Annotated in this window: 16 protein-coding genes and 2 other annotated features; all 16 genes read right to left on the bottom strand. The window is 37.3% G+C overall.

All coding sequences use genetic code 11. From position 1 onward, the window contains the following. Nucleotides 1-115: 115 nt before the first annotated feature. Entirely contained in the window at nt 116-3670 is a 3555-nt protein-coding gene (gene rpoB, locus CEF14_RS14755) for a DNA-directed RNA polymerase subunit beta (protein ID WP_102693537.1), read from the bottom strand. A gap of 245 nt (nt 3671-3915) precedes the next feature. Continuing rightward, on the bottom strand, nt 3916-4515 hold the full coding sequence (locus CEF14_RS14750) for a class I SAM-dependent methyltransferase (RefSeq protein WP_102693536.1): 600 nt from the start codon (nt 4513-4515) through the stop codon (nt 3916-3918). Nucleotides 4516-4594: 79 nt separating this feature from the next. After that, on the bottom strand, nt 4595-4954 hold the full coding sequence (rplL, locus tag CEF14_RS14745) for a 50S ribosomal protein L7/L12 (RefSeq protein WP_102693535.1): 360 nt from the start codon (nt 4952-4954) through the stop codon (nt 4595-4597). Nucleotides 4955-5029: 75 nt separating this feature from the next. Further along, on the bottom strand, nt 5030-5530 hold the full coding sequence (gene rplJ / locus CEF14_RS14740) for a 50S ribosomal protein L10 (protein WP_102693534.1): 501 nt from the start codon (nt 5528-5530) through the stop codon (nt 5030-5032). A gap of 32 nt (nt 5531-5562) precedes the next feature. Then, nucleotides 5563-5706, bottom strand: a sequence feature (ribosomal protein L10 leader region). Nucleotides 5707-5752: 46 nt separating this feature from the next. Beyond that, nucleotides 5753-6454, bottom strand: coding sequence for a 50S ribosomal protein L1 (gene rplA, locus CEF14_RS14735; protein WP_102693533.1), 702 nt, complete (start codon nt 6452-6454; stop codon nt 5753-5755). Between the two features lie 127 nt (nt 6455-6581). Beyond that, nucleotides 6582-7007 carry a 50S ribosomal protein L11 gene (gene rplK, locus CEF14_RS14730; RefSeq protein WP_146013888.1) on the bottom strand — a complete coding sequence of 142 codons (426 nt, stop codon included), beginning with the start codon at nt 7005-7007 and terminating at the stop codon, nt 6582-6584. Between the two features lie 178 nt (nt 7008-7185). Then, nucleotides 7186-7719 carry a transcription termination/antitermination protein NusG gene (gene nusG, locus CEF14_RS14725; protein ID WP_102693531.1) on the bottom strand — a complete coding sequence of 178 codons (534 nt, stop codon included), beginning with the start codon at nt 7717-7719 and terminating at the stop codon, nt 7186-7188. A 100-nt stretch (nt 7720-7819) separates the two neighbouring features. Then, a complete protein-coding gene (gene secE / locus CEF14_RS14720) occupies nt 7820-8005 on the bottom strand; it encodes a preprotein translocase subunit SecE (RefSeq protein WP_102693530.1) in 186 nt (61 codons plus the stop codon). Between the two features lie 45 nt (nt 8006-8050). Then, nucleotides 8051-8197, bottom strand: coding sequence for a 50S ribosomal protein L33 (gene rpmG / locus CEF14_RS14715; RefSeq protein ID WP_102694422.1), 147 nt, complete (start codon nt 8195-8197; stop codon nt 8051-8053). An 85-nt stretch (nt 8198-8282) separates the two neighbouring features. After that, entirely contained in the window at nt 8283-8900 is a 618-nt protein-coding gene (gene sigH / locus CEF14_RS14710) for an RNA polymerase sporulation sigma factor SigH (RefSeq protein WP_102694421.1), read from the bottom strand. An 85-nt stretch (nt 8901-8985) separates the two neighbouring features. Further along, entirely contained in the window at nt 8986-9504 is a 519-nt protein-coding gene (locus tag CEF14_RS14705; protein ID WP_102693529.1) for an NYN domain-containing protein, read from the bottom strand. 12 nt (nt 9505-9516) lie between these two features. Next, nucleotides 9517-10263: a 23S rRNA (guanosine(2251)-2'-O)-methyltransferase RlmB gene (gene rlmB, locus CEF14_RS14700; RefSeq protein ID WP_102693528.1), complete on the bottom strand. Its 747-nt coding sequence runs from the start codon at nt 10261-10263 to the stop codon at nt 9517-9519. Beyond that, on the bottom strand, nt 10263-10685 hold the full coding sequence (locus CEF14_RS14695) for a Mini-ribonuclease 3 (protein WP_281256524.1): 423 nt from the start codon (nt 10683-10685) through the stop codon (nt 10263-10265). Before CEF14_RS14695 ends, rlmB begins: the two co-directional genes overlap by 1 nt. 4 nt (nt 10686-10689) lie before the next feature. Beyond that, nucleotides 10690-12090, bottom strand: coding sequence for a cysteine--tRNA ligase (gene cysS / locus CEF14_RS14690; RefSeq protein WP_102693527.1), 1401 nt, complete (start codon nt 12088-12090; stop codon nt 10690-10692). A 6-nt stretch (nt 12091-12096) separates the two neighbouring features. Continuing rightward, nucleotides 12097-12738, bottom strand: a complete 642-nt coding sequence (cysE, locus tag CEF14_RS14685) for a serine O-acetyltransferase (protein ID WP_102693526.1) — start codon at nt 12736-12738, stop codon at nt 12097-12099. Nucleotides 12739-13015: 277 nt separating this feature from the next. After that, nucleotides 13016-13243 (bottom strand) — a binding site (T-box leader). A 50-nt stretch (nt 13244-13293) separates the two neighbouring features. Further along, the gene (gltX, locus tag CEF14_RS14680; RefSeq protein ID WP_102693525.1) at nt 13294-14754 is read right to left on the bottom strand and encodes a glutamate--tRNA ligase; all 1461 of its coding nucleotides are present in this window, start codon (nt 14752-14754) and stop codon (nt 13294-13296) included. Nucleotides 14755-14780 lie beyond the last annotated feature (26 nt).

Genomic DNA, 14780 nt, shown 5'->3' with positions numbered 1-14780 from the left:
TGAAGTCTTGAATGACTTTTCATTAGCTCGACGATTGATTTATTGATATAACGGGAAGGAGGACAAGCCCAAAACTGGTCCTGTCCAACATCCCCAATACTGTTAAAATAAATGATTATTCAGGAGATCCTACTGATGCTTCTTCATCGGCGTTTGAAGTGATATTGAATGAATCATTAGGTTGAAGATCATCATCATCTTCACTATCACGTAATTCAATTTCTTCATCATCGATTGTTAGCATTTTCACATCTAATCCTAAAGATTGAAGTTCTTTAATTAATACTTTGAAAGATTCAGGAACGCCTGGTTCAGGAACGCTTTCACCTTTTACAATAGCTTCGTAAGTTTTCACACGACCTACAACGTCATCGGATTTAACAGTTAAGATTTCTTGTAGCGTATATGCAGAACCATATGCTTCAAGTGCCCAAACTTCCATTTCACCAAAACGTTGTCCACCGAATTGCGCTTTACCTCCAAGAGGTTGTTGCGTAACGAGTGAGTAAGGACCTGTTGAACGAGCGTGAAGTTTATCATCAACCATGTGAGCAAGTTTGATCATATACATAACCCCAACTGATACACGGTTATCAAACGGTTCACCTGTACGACCATCATAAAGTGTTGTTTTACCGTCACGATTCATGCCGGCTTCTTCCATTGTTTTCCATACATCTTCATCAGATGCACCATCGAATACTGGTGTTGCCATGTGAATACCTAAGTAACGAGCAGCCATACCTAAGTGTAACTCTAATACTTGTCCGATGTTCATACGAGATGGTACACCTAATGGATTTAACATGATATCAACTGGAGTACCATCTGGAAGGAATGGCATATCTTCTTCAGGTAAGATACGTGAAATTACCCCTTTGTTACCATGACGACCGGCCATTTTGTCCCCAACACGAATTTTACGTTTTTCAACAATGTAGACACGAACCATTTGGTTAACACCTGGAGATAATTCATCTCCATCTTCACGGTTGAAGACTTTGACATCTAGGACGATACCACCAGCACCGTGTGGAACACGTAGTGAAGTATCACGAACTTCACGAGCCTTTTCACCGAAGATTGCATGTAATAAACGTTCTTCAGCAGTCAATTCAGTTACACCTTTAGGCGTTACTTTACCAACTAAGATATCTCCATCATGTACTTCAGCACCAATACGGATAATACCACGTTCATCAAGGTTACGTAATGCTTCTTCTCCAACATTAGGAATATCACGTGTGATTTCTTCAGGTCCGAGTTTCGTATCACGAGCCTCTGATTCGTATTCTTCGATATGAACAGAAGTATAAACGTCATTTTTAACAAGACGTTCATTCATGATTACGGCATCTTCATAGTTATAACCATTCCAAGTCATGAATGCTACGACTACGTTACGACCAAGTGCTAATTCTCCGCGTTCCATTGAAGGACCATCAGCAAGAATATCACGAGGTTGAACACGTTCGCCAACTTTCACTAATGGTCGTTGGTTGTAACTTGTACCTTGGTTAGAACGTACAAATTTTTGTAATTTATATTTTGTTAAATCGCCTTTTACTTCTTTTCCATCGATTTCTTCGATACGGCGTACGTGGATTGAACGTGCTTCTACATGTTCAACAATACCTGCATATTTTGCAACTACTGCTGCACCTGAGTCACGAGCATCTACGTGTTCCATACCAGTACCAACGAATGGAGCTTCTGGGTTTAACAAAGGAACAGCTTGACGTTGCATGTTGGCACCCATTAGAGCACGGTTAGAGTCATCGTTTTCTAAGAATGGAATACATGCTGTCGCTGCAGATACTACTTGTTTTGGTGATACATCCATGTAGTCAACTGTTTCACGTTTGAATACAGAGTTGTCTCCACGGAAACGACCAACAACTTCTTCTTCAGCAAATGAACCATCAGGATTTAATGGAGAGTTTGCTTGAGCAACTACATAGTTATCTTCTTCGTCTGCAGTTAAATAATCGATATGGTCAGTTAAACGACCTGTTTCAGGATCAACACGGCGGTATGGTGTTTCGATAAAACCAAATTTGTTCACTTTCGCATAACTTGAAAGTGAGTTAATCAAACCGATGTTAGGACCTTCAGGCGTTTCAATCGGACACATACGACCATAGTGAGAATAGTGAACGTCACGTACTTCGAAACCAGCACGTTCACGAGTTAAACCACCAGGTCCTAGTGCTGATAGACGACGTTTGTGAGTTAGTTCCGCTAATGGGTTTGTTTGGTCCATGAATTGTGATAATTGAGAGCTACCGAAGAATTCTTTAATAGCTGCAATTACAGGACGAATATTAATTAATTGTTGTGGCACAATAGACGCTGTGTCGTTAATAGACATACGTTCACGTACTACACGTTCCATACGAGAAAGACCGATACGGAATTGATTTTGTAGAAGTTCACCTACAGAACGTAGACGACGGTTACCTAAGTGGTCGATATCGTCTGTGTCACCAACTCCATATAGTAAGTTAAAGAAATAAGATACAGAAGCTACTACGTCTGCAGGAGTGATATGTTTCACTTCTTCTTCAACATAAGCGTTACTGATTACTTTAATTTCTTTTTGTGATTCATCATTTGGAGCATAGATTTTAATTTCTTGAATTTGAATATCGCCTTCTAGAACGCCACCAACTTTAGAAATAGTTTTGAAACCAATACCTTTTTCTAAATATGGAATTAAACGGTCTAGTACTCGACGATCAATCAATGTTCCAGCTTCAACTAAAATTTCGCCTGTTTCAGGATCTGCTAATGTTTCAGCAATTGTTTGATTGAATAGACGGTTTTTAATGTGAAGTTTTTTGTTCATTTTGTAACGACCAACGTTTGCTAAATCATAACGTTTTGGATCGAAGAAACGTGAATATAACAGATTTTTTGCACTTTCTACTGTTGGTGGTTCACCAGGGCGTAGACGTTCATAGATTTCTAATAGTGCTTTTTCTGTGCTATCAGTGTTGTCTTTTTCCAATGTGTTACGTAAGAACTCATTATCACCGATTAACTCGATGATTTCTTGGTCAGACGCGAAACCTAGTGCACGTAAAAGTACAGTGATTGGTAATTTACGTGTACGGTCAATACGAACATAGACAACATCTTTTGCATCTGTTTCGTATTCAAGCCATGCACCACGGTTAGGAATAACTGTAGCGCCAAAACCTTTCTTGCCGTTTTTATCTGTTTTATCGTGATAGTATACACTTGGTGATCTAACTAATTGTGAAACAATAACGCGTTCTGCGCCGTTAATGATGAAAGTACCAGTTTCTGTCATGAGTGGGAAGTCACCCATGAATACTTCTTGTTCTTTCACTTCTTCTGTTTCCTTGTTAAGCAAACGTACTTTTACGCGCAACGGTGCTGCATAAGTCACGTCACGTTGTTTACATTCATCGACATCATATTTCGGTTCTCCGAGACTGTAGTCGACGAATTCTAGTGATAGATTTCCTGTAAAGTCTTCAATTGGTGAAATGTCACGGAACATTTCACGTAAACCTTCTTCAAGAAACCACTCGTTAGATGCGGTTTGAATCTCAATAAGATTCGGAAGTTCCAGCACCTCTTTAATACGCGCAAAGCTTCTACGCTGGCGGTGTTGTCCGTACTGAACTAGTTGACCTGTCAACTCATTCACCCCTCAATAAAGCGATAATAGGTCTTTCAGAAACCATATAAATGTTGTATGATTACGAAAGACAAAAAGAAAACGAGTTCGTTGATGAGCTCATTTTCGATTAACCAAAGTTAAATCTGAAAGCTCTAGCTATTTACATTTTCAGTCAATAGGCAAACGCCTTCAAATTAATATTTTTGCATTGTATTATAATATCACAGCGTTTTTGTCAAGTCAATCTATAAGTTTTGACAAATTTATTTTATTGCTTTGATAATCCAATATCCTTTTTTCTTTTCTACTATTTCCACTTTAGAAAATTTTAATTCCAAATGTTCCACAGTAGACGGTGCTCCCTGCTTCTTCTGAATAACAATCCATAATTCTCCTGAATCAACTAACTTCTCAAATGCTTCATCATAGAATCTGAAAATCGTACTTTTGCCTGCGCGAATCGGAGGATTTGTCAAAACAACAGCGACTTGTTCTTCATGAACAGATGAAAGTGCATCACTCTCATAAATTCGCACATTTTGAACCCCGTTCAATTCAGCGTTTTTCTTTGCTAGATTGACCGCTCGCTCATTAACATCCATCATTTGAATTATACGATTTGGATAGCTTTTTGCAATTGATAAACCAATTGGTCCATATCCACAACCTACATCCAAAATACACCCTGCAACTTCTGGCATTTCAAAACTATCAATTAATACACGGGAGCCAAAATCTACTTCGCTTTTACTAAAAACCCCTGCATCCGTTTCAAATACAAATGAAAATCCTCGAAGTGTAAAATTCCATCTGCGAGGTTTACTTTCAACTAGAGGTTTTTTTGAATAATAATGTTCTGACAATAATAATGCCCTCCATCATCTTTAGATAAAGAAAAAGCTCGTCAAAATTGACGAGCTTTTCACAATCAATCAGCAGAAATTATTTAACTTCTACAGATGCGCCAACTTCTTCAAGTTTAGCTTTGATTTCTTCAGCTTCTTCTTTAGAAGCACCTTCTTTAAGAGCTTTAGGAGCGTTATCTACAACTTCTTTAGCTTCTTTAAGACCTAAACCAGTGATTTCACGAACCACTTTGATTACTTTAATTTTTTGATCGCCAGCAGAAGCTAAAACAACATCAAATTCTGTTTTTTCTTCTGCAGCAGCAGCAGCGCCACCAGCAACAGCTACAGGAGCAGCAGCAGTAACACCGAATTCTTCTTCGATTGCTTTTACTAAATCGTTTAATTCAAGAACTGTCATAGCTTTAACAGCTTCTAAGATTTGCTCATTGTTCATTATATTTTCCTCCTATACGGAATGTAAGTTTTTGGTTTGGTATATAAATACCTAAAGATTAAGCTACACTTAAAATTAAGCGCCTTGTTCTTCTTTTTGTTCTGCAACAGCTTTTGTTACAAGAGCTAAGTTGCGCATTGGAGCTTGAAGTACTGATAATAGCATAGATAGTAAACCTTCGCGAGATGGAAGTTCTGCCAATGCTTTAACTTCTTCAACGCTAGCATATGCGCCTTCGATAAGACCAGCTTTGATTTCTAATTGTTCGTTTTCTTTCGCAAACTTGTTGATGATACGCGCAGGAGCAACTACATCTTCATTTGAAAATGCGATTGCGTTTGGACCTGTAAGAACTTCGTTAAGTTCTTCGTGGCCAGCTTCTGCAGTAGCACGACGAACTAAAGTATTTTTGTATACTTTGAATTCTACACCAGCTTCACGTAATTGTTTACGTAAATCAGTAACTTGAGCTACAGTAAGACCACGGTAGTCAACTACTACTACTGATGCTGCGCTTTTAAACTTGTCAGCGATTTCTTGAACAACAGCTTGTTTAGCTTCAACTGCTTTGTTCATCTTGACACCTCCTATAAGAATGGGTCATTTATACCAACAAAAGAAAAGCCTCTTGCCATTGTAGACAAGAGGCGGAATTTCATCATCTTAAGTAAGAGTCTGACTTCCTTTGTCCTCGGTAGGATGATTAAGCGATCAATCGCCCCTACGGTCTACGGTACAAATGGATGATTCACAACGCTATAAATCATAGCAAATGATAATAGGTTTGTCAATCAAAAATTATTTTGCTACTGTAGCAGATAGTGGATCCACTTTAATAGATGGTCCCATTGTAGTAGTTACATGTAATGATTTGATGTAAGTACCTTTTGCAGCAGCAGGTTTTGCTTTAAGGATTACGTCAACAAGAGTTGATAAGTTTTCAGCTAATTTGTCAGCTTCAAATGAAACTTTACCAATTGGAGCGTGAACGATACCAGCTTTGTCAGCACGGTATTCGACTTTACCAGCTTTGATTTCGTTAACTGCTTTTGTTACATCAAAAGTAACAGTACCAGTTTTAGGGTTTGGCATTAAGCCTTTAGGTCCTAATACACGACCTAGTTTACCAACTTCACCCATCATATCTGGAGTTGCAACGATTACATCGAATTCAAACCAGCCTTGTTGGATTTTTTGGATATATTCTGCATCGCCTACGTAATCTGCGCCAGCTGCTTCAGCTTCTTTAATTTTTTCACCTTTAGCAAAAACTAAAACGCGTTGAGTTTTACCAGTACCGTTTGGAAGTACAACTGCTCCACGGATTTGTTGGTCGTTTTTACGAGTGTCGATATTTAAGTTAAATGCTACTTCAACTGTTGCGTCAAAGTTAACAGTGCTTGTTTTTTTAGCAAGTTCAGCTGCTTCAGCTACTGTGTATTGTTGGTTACGGTCAACTAATTTAGCTGCATCTTGCAATTTTTTACCTTTTTTAGCCATTATATATTTCCTCCTTGATTGTGGTTGTAACGGATTAAACCTCCCACGAATAAAGGCTGCGAGTTTCAAATATCACTATAAGAAACAATCGCAACCTCCAAAAACAATACTTTATCAAGTAATGGGATTAGTCTTCGATCACAATACCCATGCTACGTGCAGTACCTTCTACCATTGACATTGCAGCTTCTACTGATGCTGCGTTTAAGTCTGGCATTTTAGTTTCAGCGATTTCGCGTACTTTATCACGTTTCACTGTAGCTACTTTTTTACGGTTTGGTTCACCTGAACCTGATTTAATACCAGCTGCTACTTTTAGTAACACTGCTGCCGGTGGAGTTTTTGTAATGAAAGTGAAAGAACGATCTTCAAATACAGAAATCTCAACTGGAATAATCAAACCTGCTTGGTCCGCAGTACGAGCGTTGAATTCTTTACAGAATCCCATGATATTAACACCTGCTTGACCCAATGCAGGACCTACTGGTGGCGCTGGATTTGCTTTACCAGCTGGGATTTGAAGTTTTACAACTTTAACAACTTTTTTAGCCACGAGACACACCTCCTTAAGTCCGTGATGTGGTAATTGGGTTTCCCCTCCCACTCAATATCTGTCTGTCGGCTTAATCCGATAACATTAAAATTACTATGTCATAACTTGTGTTATATTTGCACAGTATGACCTATGAAATGATAACACTTTTTAAAATGCAAGGCAAGTACCTTACATTTTAAACTTTTAGAACTTGGTCAAAATCTAGTTCCATTTTTGTTTCGCGCCCAAACATATCAACTGTTACATTGACTTTGCCTTTATCCGCGATTATTTCATTAACAATTCCTTGGAAATGAGCAAAAGGTCCTTCTAAAACTTCAACTAAATCACCTTCGTTGAAATCTAAATCAACATTTGTTTCATTTTCGCCCATTTGTTGTAGAATCGCTTCTACTTCTTCGGGTAGTAATGGTGTTGGTTTTACCCCCCCACCTGAAGAGCCGATAAATCCAGTTACACCAGGCGTATTACGTACAACATACCAAGCATCATCTGTCATAACTAGTTCAACTAAAACATAGCCTGGAAAAGTTTTACGCATATATGTTTTTTTGCGACCATCTTTAATTTCAGTTTCTTGTTCTTCTGGAATAATTACACGGAAGATTTTATCTTGCATACCCATTGTTTCAACACGTTTTTCTAGGTTTGCTTTAACTTTATTTTCATAACCTGAATAAGTATGAACGACATACCAATTTTTTTCCATAATAGATAGGACTGTTCGTCCTTCCCTCCTTTTCTAAAAGGCAAAATGAAAAAACCCGTTACAACACACGGGCAATTTCAAACATATTAACTTTATTAAATCATAATTCTAAGTACCAGCGCAATAATTTAGAAATACCTAAATCGACTACCATGAAAAACGCTGCCATTATCACTAAAGTTGAAACAACAATCATTGTATATTTTGTTAATTCTTTACGCTTTGGCCAACTAGTTTTTCTCATTTCTGATAGAACACCGCGTAAAAATTCACCTATCTTACCCATCCAACCAAACCTCCGAATATAATCATATATACATAACGAATCGTATTATTTAGTTTGTTTATGTAATGTATGCTCATTACAATGAGAACAATATTTTTTCAGTTCTATTCTCTTTGAATTGTCCTTAGCTACGGGTAAATGATAATTTCTAGCCCCGCATTTTTCACAGCTTAGTGCGACTTTTTGTGCCATATTATCACCTTTCGGCATTTGTCCTTTTAAAAGCCTATCACCTATTATACAAGCTGTCAACTAACCTCTTAATGCTATTAAATTGCTATTCTACCTCTAGATGTCTTTCTAATTTCCTTTTAATACGTTGTAATGCATTGTCAATTGATTTGACATGACGATCCAATCTTCCAGAAATTTCTTGATACGAACAACCTTCTAGATAGAGAGCTAATACTTGACGTTCTAAATCACTTAATACTTCTCCAATTTTTTCTTCTAGATGATTGAACTCTTCACGATGAATCATTAGTTTTTCAGGATCATCAATTGTTGCTCCTGTCAGCATGTCCATTAAAGTTTTTGTAGATTCCTCTTCAAAGACCGGTTTATCTAATGAAACATAGGAATTAAGCGGTATATGCTTTTGTCTTGTAGCTGTTTTGATAGCTGTAATAATTTGGCGTTTAATACAAAGTTCAGCAAAAGCTTTGAAAGAAGCTAATTTATCACCTTTAAAATCTCGGATTGCTTTATATAATCCGATCATACCCTCTTGCACAATATCCTCTTTATCAGCACCAATTAGAAAATAGGACTTTACTTTTAAGCGCACAAACGGCTTATATTTGTTGATTAGAAAGTCCAACGCTTCTGTATCTCCTTTACGCGCCATACCCACTAATTGCTCATCAGTTAAGTCTTCAAATTCTTGATGCTTCATGTGTAAATGATCACTTGTTAACAAAGTATCACCCCGATTGCGCTAGCCTATTTAAAAACAGTATAACGGAATTGGAAAATATCAGTCAATCACTCAATTTATTTCCTCTACGCATTTGTTCGAATTTTTCCATAACTTCGGATGATAAAGGAATTTTTGAACTCGGTTTTTGTGTTTGTATATTTTTTACTTTTTGCGAAATTTGAATGCGTACATTTTGCATTTCAATTTCAAATTCACGCGCTGATTTTCGTAATGCACCATTTCCGAATATGACATTTTGTTCTGCCATATCCGAAGTGGCTACATAGATTTTGTCACGTTTAGTTGTCAGTTCAGCCGTTAGCTTTTCAATACGATCATCTGCAGTTTCTTTTGCCCTTGTATAGATAATTTCAACATTATGTTGCTTCACCTTTGTTGCAATTCCCGGAACGAGATACGCATCAAAAACAACGATGACGCGCATTCCTGAATAGGCTTGATAGTCTGCCATTAACTCTATCAGTCGATCTCTCGCATCTATTAGCTTATGTTCTTTTAAAACCTGTAGTTCCTTCCATGCACCAATAATGTTATAACCATCAACTAAGAGTATATTCATCAGCAGTCACCTTTAAACTTCTTGGCGTTTACGGAATACTTCATACATCAATAATGACGCAGCTACTGAAGCATTTAAAGATGTGACATGACCAACCATAGGGAGATTATAAAGAAAATCACATTTTTCTTTAAGGATACGGCTCATACCACGTCCTTCACTACCGATGATTACCGCTAACGGTAAAGTTGCGTCCATTTTTCGATAGTCCACAGAACCTTTAGCATCGGTTCCTGCAATCCAAACACCACGATGTTTTAACTCTTCTACAGTTTGAGATAAGTTGTTAACACGAACTGTTGGAATATACTCGATAGCACCTGTAGATGCTTTTGCAACAACTGCTGTCAAGCTAACAGAACGTCGTTTTGGAATAATAATACCATGTGCACCTACTGCATCTGCAGTTCGCATAATAGAGCCCAAATTATGAGGATCTTCTAATTCATCTAAGATGATAAAGAAAGGATCTTCCCCACGTTCCTCAGCTACTTTAAAAAGGTCTTCTAATTCTGCATAGTTATAAGCAGCAACTGAGGCGACAATTCCTTGATGGTTCTCTGAAGATAACTGATCCACTTTTTTCTTAGGGACAAATTGAACGATTATACCACGTTCTCTTGCCAAATCTAATAGTTCATTGATCCCGCTTTTTTTAACGCCTTCAGCTATCCAAATCTTGTTGATATCTCTTGTAGATCGAAGTGCCTCTAAAACTGGATTTTTGCCAGCTATTATTTCTTTTGATTGTTCTGCCATTATTTTTTTGACACTCCTTTCTTATCTTCAATCATATTGACTGCATAACGAATAATCTCATCAACGCGTTCTTTTTGATCTGTTAAATATAAAAATCCAAGAACTGCTTCAAACGCTGAACTATAATTATATGTTTGAACATCTGTATTTTTGGGCACTGATCCTGATTTTGCGTTACGACCACGCTTTAATACAGCCATTTCTTCTTCTGTAAAGTAATCTTCATCAATCATTTGATGAATTACCATAGCTTGTGCTTTTGCAGAAACATAATGTGTCGCTTCACGGTGAAGAATGTTTGGTTTTACGCGTCCCGCTCTTAATAAATGCTCGCGAATTGCAATTTCTAATACGGCATCACCCATATATGCTAAAGCGAGGGCATTTAATTGTTTAACATCTGCATGACGAAGTTCTCTCACTTCATTAACCTCGTTTCCATCGAACGCCTTGACGTGTATCTTCTAAAATAATATTCATATCCTTTAGTTGATCACGAATTTCATCAGCGCGTTTAAAATCACGATTTTTTCTTGCTTGTTGACGTTCTTCGATTAATGCATCGATCTCTTCATCTAATAATTCTTCTTTAACTTGAAGTTCGATTCCTAAGACATTTGAAAGTTCGTTAAATGTATCGATGAATGCTGTTAAAGTTTCTTGATTTGTGTTTATTTCATTCAAATATTTATTGGCTTCTGTAGATAAGCTGAATAGAGTAGCAATTGCATTTGCAGTATTAAAATCATCATCCATTGCAATTTCAAAGTTATGACGTTCTTGTTGGATTGCATTGATCCAAGCTTGCTCTTTTTCTCCTAGATTAGCAGTGGCATTTAGACGATGTTGCAAGTTGTTATAAGAAGTACGGATACGTTCTAAACCAGCAGCTGCTGCTTCAACTAAATCTTGTGCAAAGTTAATCGGATGACGATAATGCACTGACAACATGAAGAAACGCAATACTTGTGGATCAATTTGTTGAATAATATCATGCACCAAAATGAAGTTACCTAGTGATTTTGACATTTTTTCATTATCAATATTAATATAACCATTATGCATCCAATAGCGCGCAAACGTTTTACCTGTATATGCTTCTGATTGAGCGATTTCATTTTCATGATGAGGGAATGTCAAATCTTGACCACCAGCATGAATATCAATTGTATCCCCAAAATGATTGTGTACCATTACTGAGCATTCAATATGCCAACCTGGTCGACCATCTCCCCATGGACTATGCCAGAAGATTTCACCTGGTTTAGCAGCTTTCCAAAGTGCAAAATCTAAAGCATCTTCTTTCTTTTCTCCAGCTTCAATACGAGCACCAATTTTCAAATCATCTACTGATTGGTGTGACAATTTACCATAATCTTTAAATTTACGAGTACGGTAGTAGACATCTCCCTGAGATTCATAAGCATAGCCCTTTTCTATCAATACACTAATAAACTCAATAATTTCGTTCATATGATCGGTTACACGTGGATGTGCATCAGCTTTTTGGCATCCAAGTGCTGTTATATCTTCAAAATAAGCCTTAATAAAACGTTCTGTTAGTTCTGATACTTCTTCTCCTAACTCATTTGCCGCTTTAATAATTTTATCATCCACGTCTGTAAAGTTAGAAACATAAGTAACTTCATAGCCACGGTATGTTAAATAACGACGCACTGTATCATAGACGATAACAGGACGTGAATTACCTATATGAATGTAGTTATAAACAGTTGGACCACATACATACATTTTGACCTTACCCTCTTCAAGAGGTACAAATGGTTCTTTTTCACGTGTTAATGAGTTAAAAATTTGAATACCCATGTGGGATTATCTCTCCTTATTCACAAGTTCTTTATATAATACATTTATTTTTTGTTCTAATTGTTGGCAACGATCTTCTACTGGATCAGGAATATTTTGATGGTCTAATTTTTGTTCATGATTTACACGAACACCATCTTGAATAACTACTTTGCCTGGAATACCAACAACTGTTGCATTTGGTGGCACTGGCTTCAAAACAACGGATCCAGCACCAATTTTACTGTTCTCACCAATTGTAATTGAACCAAGTACCTTTGCACCAGTAGCAACTAAAACATTATTCCCTAGCGTTGGATGACGCTTACCTTTTTCTTTCCCTGTCCCTCCTAATGTTACACCTTGATATAAAGTACAATCATCTCCAATTTCACAGGTTTCACCAATTACAACCCCCATACCATGGTCAATAAAAAAACGTCTCCCTATCTTCGCACCGGGGTGAATTTCAATACCTGTAAAGAATCGACTAATTTGTGAAACAGATCTCGCGATAAAATAAAATTTACGTTTATACAAAGCATGTGCAATTCTATGAGACCATATAGCATGTAACCCAGAATAAGTTAATACCACTTCTAGTGTACTACGAGCTGCTGGATCATTTTCAAAAATTGTTGCAATATCTTCTCTCATTCTCTTAAACATATTTATACCCCTCCTAATTCATAAAATTTATCCCGCAAAACCGGGATAACGTAAAAGCCCGGTTGGTTCAACTAACTATCAGTGTGGATGTAGAAAATCACCACTGATGGAAGTTTTACTCTTTCTAACTTTTAAATGCATATTTGGTTGAAAACGCTGTTGGTATTTCAGCTTTTACTTCAGATGGATACTTAAAGTCAGAAGTTGCCACCTTATGGCCAAGTAAAGAAGATAGTAGAGACAGAGCCAAATAAAAAACGTCCCTGTCTTATTACAAGACAGAGACGCCGGTTTCGCGCGGTTCCACTCTGGTTGGAAGTATCGCTAAAATACTTCCCGCTCAATCGCCTTTAACGGTGACGAACCGACTAGACCTACTAAAATATAATTCAACCTAGTACTCAGAGGTGCATTTCTGTTTTACATTGGCTCAGACCACTTTCAGCCGGTGATGGTCCTCTCTTTAGAGCATGCGCCACATACTTCTCCTCTTCAACGTTTTTTCATCATTTAATAGCTTTATTGTACAATGAAGTAGAAAAAAAGCAACTAAAATTATTTAACAAATTTTCCAATGCGATTTAGTACCGTTTCTTTTCCCAGTAAAACAAGTGCATCATTTAATTCTGGGCCATGCATTTCACCAGTAGCAGCAATACGAATTGGCATATAAAGATTTTTACCTTTGTGACCAGTTTCTTTTTGTACAGCTTTTATTGCCTTTTTAATTTCTGCAGGTTCATATTCTTCTAAAGCTTCAAGTTGCGCTTTGAATGCTGCCATTACTTCTGGCACTTGTTCCCCTGCTAAAACTTCTTTTTCTTCATCATTATATTCAAGTTCCTCTGTAAAGAACATACGAGTCAATTCAACGATTTCAGCACCGTAACTCATTTGTTCATGATATAAACCAATTAGTTTTGAAGCCCATTCATGTTGTTCTGCAGTTAGTTCTTGAGGAAGTAAACCTTCTTTTTGTAAGAATGGAAGAGCAAGAGCAACTACTTCTTCATGAGAAAGTTTCTTCATGTATTGGTTGTTCATCCATTTTAATTTATGTGTGTCATACATAGATGGTGATTTAGAAAGACGTTTTTCATCGAATTGAGCGATTAACTCTTCAGCAGTGAAAATTTCTTCTTCACCTTCTGGGGACCAGCCAAGTAATGCTAGGAAGTTAAGCATTGCTTCAGGAAGGTAACCAAGATCTTTGTATTGAGAAATAAATTGGATGATTGATTCATCACGTTTTGAAAGTTTTTTGTGATTTTCATTAACAATTAATGTCATATGACCGAAACGAGGTGCTTCCCATCCGAATGCACGGTAAATCATCAATTGTTTTGGTGTGTTTGATAAATGTTCTTCGCCACGGAATACGTGTGTCATTGCCATCATGTGGTCATCAAGTACAACCGCAAAATTGTAAGTTGGGATACCGTTTGCCTTCATGATTACCCAGTCGCCGATGTCTTTTGATTCGAATGTTACTTCACCACGAATTAAATCATCAAATGTATATGTTTCATTTTCCGGTACTTTAAAACGAATTGTATAAGGCATACCAGTTGCTTCTTTTTCCGCAATTTCTTCAGCAGATAGATGACGGCAAGTACCTTTGTACATTGGTGCTGCAACACCGTTTGCGCGTTGAGCTTCGCGTTCAGCTTCTAATTCTTCAGAAGTACAGAAACATTTGTAAGCCATACCCATATCAACTAACTTTTCTGCGTATTCTTTATAAATATCTAAACGTTCCATTTGGCGGTAAGGAGCGTAAGGACCACCGATTACTGGTGATTCTACCGGGTGTATACCTAACCAAGCTAGGTTTTCGATTTGTGAAGCTTCGCCATCCTCGATGTTACGAGCTACGTCTGTATCTTCAATACGAAGAATAAAATCTCCGTCATAATGTTTTGCATATAAATAATTGAATAGTGCTGTACGTGCGCCACCAATGTGTAAATGTCCAGTTGGGCTTGGTGCATAACGAACACGAACTTTGTTAGTCATGATTTAAATCCTCCTATTTTTCGTTC

Source organism: Rummeliibacillus pycnus, from assembly GCF_002884495.1.
In the GTDB taxonomy this organism is placed as follows: Bacteria; Bacillota; Bacilli; order Bacillales_A; family Planococcaceae; genus Rummeliibacillus; species Rummeliibacillus pycnus.
Note: the sequence above shows the minus strand (reverse complement) of the source record. Positions and strands in the feature narration are given on the sequence as shown.